Origin of the sequence: Citrobacter sp. S55_ASV_140 (assembly GCF_018919505.1) — a bacterium.
Classification (GTDB): Bacteria; Pseudomonadota; Gammaproteobacteria; order Enterobacterales; family Enterobacteriaceae; genus Citrobacter; species Citrobacter werkmanii.
The window spans coordinates 1-5,048 of record NZ_JAHLQZ010000242.1 but is presented as its reverse complement, the minus strand read 5'-3'; the positions used below and the strand labels follow the sequence as shown (position 1 = coordinate 5,048).

The following is a 5,048-nucleotide window of genomic DNA, read 5'->3' as shown; positions in this document are numbered from 1 at the left end:
GGTTATGGGCCGCGCGCAAGTGGAATATATTATCCTGCCTAAGTGTTAACTTAATTGTTCAGGCGATTTGCGTAGTCATGGCCATATTTATTAACTCACCACTGCTACTAACCATTAGCTGTATTGGTTTTGGCGGCACATTCATGGGGACAAGTTCTTTGGTCATGCCGCTGGCAAGAAAAATAAGGGCACCAAAAAAGATTAACCTTCTTGGCCTCGTTACGCTGACTTATGGGGTCGGGCAGATCGTCGGTCCATTAATTGTCAGTGCCTTCCAGAGCAATAAAAATGGAATGACCTATTCCATATTATTGGGTGCAGCCTCGTTATTTATCGCAGTAGGGATTAGCTATTTACAATACAGTAAAGTTAAATATTCAGACAGTTGGAGCAAAGAATGAAAAAAATGACAGTGGCTATACTGGGTATGGGACCGCGTGGTTTAAGTATTCTGGAAAGGATTTGTGCCCTGCATACAGAGTATGCGATTAATGAACATATGCAGATCATTATTATTGATAAAAATGCCATGGGTGTGGGAGCGCATAGTTTGTCTCAGCCCGACCATTTATTAGTTAATACTGTTGCCTGTCAAATAACATTGTTTGGTGATGCGACCGTAAAAAATGCCGGCCCTTTTCGCCCAGGCCCATGTTTTCATCAATGGGCTAACAATCAGGGTTATCGCAAAGTGGGTGATCGCTATATAAAAAGCGAAACAGGTTTAGCTATTGATGCAAATGATTACTTGCCTCGTCGCTTATTGGGAGAATATTTGAATTGGGCGTATGAGAGAATACTAAAAAATCTGCCAGCCAGTCTGACGGTAACGCAAGTAAATCAGCAGGCAACTAATCTTTTTATTCAGCAAGATAAACGATCAGCCATTGTTTTAGAAGATAATCAGAGGATTGTTGCTGACTTTGTTTATCTGACAACCGGCCATGGCGACAATATGAAAACGTTGGAAGATCATTATGTCGAAAAATTTATTGCCAGCAGCAATAAGCAAAATGAACTGCTGGAATATTATTCCACGCCTTATCCGGTTGATAGGTTAAATAACATTCACTCCCGAGCTAAGGTTATCGTCCAGGGCATTGGGTTGACAGCTTATGATGTTATTTCTCAATTAACGCTGGGACGTGGTGGACGGTTTGTGACCGACAATGGGATGCTTCGCTATCACCCTAGTGGCAATGAACCTGATATTTTTATTTATTCCAGACAGGCTCTCCCTTTCAGCAGTCGTGGCATGAATCAAAAAGGTATTTCCGGTCAATACCGACCACGATTCTTAACTTCAGCCGCAATTAATGAATTTCGTGTCCAGAATTTAATTCATAATGCCACATCAAAAATAAATTTCATCGAACAAATTTTCCCGTTGCTGCATAAAGAAATGTGCTACGTCTATCGATCTACCCTGGAGGGGAAGTGGCAGGAACCCACGACATATGTTGCTGATGTGCATGATGCCGCGGTTATCGATAGCATACTTTATCCTCATCGCAATCAGGAACATGCCTCCCTGGAAGAATATAGCCAATGGTTTATTGATTTTTTACGCGATGACTTGCATGAGTCTGACAAAGGCAACGTCAAGGGCCCAGTGAAAGCGGCGACCGACATTATTCGTGACGTAAGAGATATTTTGCGAGGGGCTATCGATAATTGCGGACTTGACGCAAAATCGCATCAATACTTCATTGAGCAGATCAATCCTGTCTTTAATCGTATTGCTGTAGGTCCGCCGAAACTGCGTAATGAACAACTGTTGGCATTAATGCATGCCAACATAGTTCGTCTGGCAGGAGGAAAGGATCCCCGGTTAATGATGAATGAATATGAGGGTAAGTTCGAGGTTCATTCTGAATTTAAAGATGAGAGTAGCGTAGTGAAAGCTGATGTGTTGATAAAAGCCAAAATTGCTAACTTTTCGCCGTTGCACGACGTTTCAACGTTGATGAGGAATATGACTATCAACGGCATTGTGCGTCCCTTTATGAACGATGGTTATCATCCAGGCGGGCTGGATATTGATATCAATCAGCATCCGATTAACTGCCTTGGGGAAACGCAAGAATCGATTTGGGTGTTAGGCAATCCAGCGGAAGGGGCTAATTTTTACACTTACGTATTGCCCCGACCCCTTGTCAATTCGAGGTTCCTGGTCGATGCCGGGCGCTGTGTAACCGATATGTATCAACAATTGCACCATCGCAATGTTCAGCATGAGGTTGTCATTAATGCAGACTGAGCAAATCCAGACGCACGGTAATCTCTGGCAAAATCTGCAATCCTCAATGATTGTGATCTCATTGGGTGTTTTCCTTGCATCCTGTGTGCTAGCCGGTAAATATCCCGTGATGTCTGCTTTTGCACTCGTTGCGTCAATATTGTATATCCTGTCAACTTTTTCATTCTGGTGGAAAAAATCATCGGCAAGAAGTGGGATCCTCATTTTTATCGCTTCGATGATTTTTCTACTGACAGCAAACAAGAGTGGGGAACTTAACCTCCTCGCTGTTTTTGTACGATATTCAGACGTCATGCTCTTGCTGGTGGGGATTGCATTACTCCGGCAGGTGATGAACGCGATAAATTTTAACGCTGCGCTGGGGGCATATTTACTGCAGAAAAAACCGTCTCGAGTCACATTGTCTATAACGTTGCTGACCGCTTTTTTAACCTGGCCAATGAGCCTTGGGGCCATTCCACTCCTGCTTGATAGCCTGAAAAAAGTGGTTCAACCGAAGTTTAACCTGGCGAAGATTGTCACTCGTACGGTATGTATCACGATGGTTTTAATGCCGACGACTATTGGTGCGGCGGCGGTATGGGCTGCTATGCCGGATATCCCTCATGTTCCGGCGATGCTGGTCGGCATTCCCCTGTTTTTATTCAGTATCCTGTTAAACCAGAAATCGCGTGTCCAACTGGTTGCCGAAGATAGTCATACGGTTTCTGACCGCGGCAATATGACCTCGATTCTTGCTTTTATCGGCTTGTTTTGGGGAAGCTTTATTCTATCGTTGAGCGTGCTGGGGTTGAATCCTTTGCAGAGCATCACCTTCACGGCGGTTGTTCTTTTTATCGTCAGTCATTTTGCGAATCGCAAAAAGCAGTGGGCGCAACAACTGTCTGAATCTGCTCAGGGGATCTCCGGCGAAGTGGTATTACTCCTGGCATGTAGCCTGTTAACATCAGTATGTATGATGTTGTTTGCAAACATCCCGCAAGGCATTACAGCGTTTGTTAGCGGTCTTACAACTTTTCAGTGCTATGCCATTATTTTATTTGTTCTGCCCTTGCCTGGTATCCTCGGTATTCATCCCCTAATTATATTTAGCGTGTCGTGGTCGATTTTTTCCGACTATCTTTCCGGCAGCGTGGTGGATTATCAGATTTGGATTTGCCTTTTTATTGCTACGCAACTGCTATCTCCGGTATCGATAAACGCAATTTTTGCTGCCAACAGCCTTAATGTTTCTCCCGGCAGAACCAGTTTCCAGATGCATTATGGTTATGTTCTGCTGTTTAACCTGTTTGCGCTTAGCTACCTCGGCGCATTATCCACAATCATTTAGTTTACAGGAGTTGTTATGCCCTACGTAAATATTAAGATCACTAAAGAAGGTGTGACCGATAAACAAAAGAAACAGCTGATGGAAGGTGCGACTCAGCTACTGGTGGATGTGCTTAATAAAAACCCTGCTACAACCATTGTGGTTATTGACGAAGTCGATACCGATAACTGGGGGATTGGCGGCGTACCGGTGACCGAGTTGCGTAAAAAAAGTCAGTAATAGTGAATGTGATGGCGGGGAACGTGCGTTCCTCGCCTGATATCCGCAGTCATCGTATTTTGCCTGGATGCAGGTAATGATATTGGCCCTTGCCGGTGTCATAAGTTGAGAAAAATAACCAACATACATTATTGTCTCTTTTCTGAGGATGTCATATATGCATGCTTATCATCATATACGTTTGGGTAATACCTCGATTAATGTTAAAAAAAGCTTTGATGAGTTGCTACCTGATCCCTGGCTTAAAGCTGAAGATGGGAAATTTCGTTTTCGAAGTTATCTTCAGGCAAAAGCAGGGTGTGAAAAATATTTTAGTTTATGCGAGGCCGGAGTTTTCTTTCAGTCTGAAAAACTTAATACGTATTCAGGTGGTATCAGCAGAAAGTATCCAGAAATAAAACAGGATGTTGCCGAAGAAATTATGAATCTGGTATTTAGCAAATTACTGCCATTGCTACCGAAGGATAACTATAACGTTGGTATTCATCAAATAAGAATTACAACACATGATCGACAGCCGGGCTATCCGGCTCCGGAAGGTATACATCAGGATGGCTTTAAGTTCATTGCCGTCTATTGCAGCGAAATGGAAAATATCGCCGGTGGCGATACTACGTTAATCCCTCATCACGACGGCGGAAATGACGCAACAACCTTCAAAATTCTGGCGGGGGAGGCGATCATTTTCAATGATGTTAATTATCTGCATTATACCGCACCTATCGTACCGCTGTTGCCCGGGAAAGGATTTCGGGATGTGTTTGTCATTACGTTTGATATCGAGAGTGAAAAATAATGAACATCTTACTGTGTCCACCCAAAATTCTTTTACAACACTCGCCAAACGCCTGGCATGAACTCCAGCAATCAACGCCGTTAGTGATAGCCACCTGCGCCAGTCAAAAAGCGGCGATCTTGCATCATATGGGGAATGATTTTACCTTTCTGTTTTATGAAAACTTTAACGATAATCCCGTGGTAGAACTGGATATTTATCATTATGCACGTTCGAACAACGCCAGCGGTATTTACTTCCTGGCTGAAATTGATGTGCTCAGGGCGGCAAGGATCAGCGATCGTTTAGGTTTAACGCAGGGGCGTGAGAGTGCGGCGATCCTGTTTCGCGATAAGTTTCTGATGAAATCCCGTGTGCAGCAATATCAGTTACCGATTCCAGCAATGGCTCGCGTGGGAAATGCGACGGCAATGGCCTCATTTATTGCGCAACACGGATATCCC

Annotated in this window: 5 protein-coding genes and 1 pseudogene; all 6 read left to right on the top strand. The window is 43.8% G+C overall.

All coding sequences use genetic code 11. The features are described 5' to 3' along the window. A partial coding sequence (locus tag KQJ18_RS21430) for a YbfB/YjiJ family MFS transporter (protein ID WP_216422700.1) occupies nt 1-401 on the top strand: 401 nt, incomplete at its 5' end. Next, nucleotides 398-2,260 carry an FAD/NAD(P)-binding protein gene (locus tag KQJ18_RS21425; protein ID WP_085048515.1) on the top strand — a complete coding sequence of 621 codons (1,863 nt, stop codon included), beginning with the start codon at nt 398-400 and terminating at the stop codon, nt 2,258-2,260. The genes KQJ18_RS21430 and KQJ18_RS21425, both read left to right, overlap by 4 nt. Beyond that, entirely contained in the window at nt 2,250-3,590 is a 1,341-nt protein-coding gene (locus KQJ18_RS21420) for a hypothetical protein (protein ID WP_038639799.1), read from the top strand. Before KQJ18_RS21425 ends, KQJ18_RS21420 begins: the two co-directional genes overlap by 11 nt. Before the next feature lie 15 nt (nt 3,591-3,605). Next, entirely contained in the window at nt 3,606-3,809 is a 204-nt protein-coding gene (locus tag KQJ18_RS21415) for a 4-oxalocrotonate tautomerase family protein (RefSeq protein ID WP_038639801.1), read from the top strand. 157 nt (nt 3,810-3,966) lie between these two features. Next, nucleotides 3,967-4,605: a 2OG-Fe dioxygenase family protein gene (locus tag KQJ18_RS21410; RefSeq protein ID WP_085048514.1), complete on the top strand. Its 639-nt coding sequence runs from the start codon at nt 3,967-3,969 to the stop codon at nt 4,603-4,605. Continuing rightward, nucleotides 4,605-5,048, top strand: a pseudogene (locus KQJ18_RS21405) (ATP-dependent carboxylate-amine ligase); the annotation flags it as partial. The gene KQJ18_RS21410 and the pseudogene KQJ18_RS21405, both read left to right, overlap by 1 nt.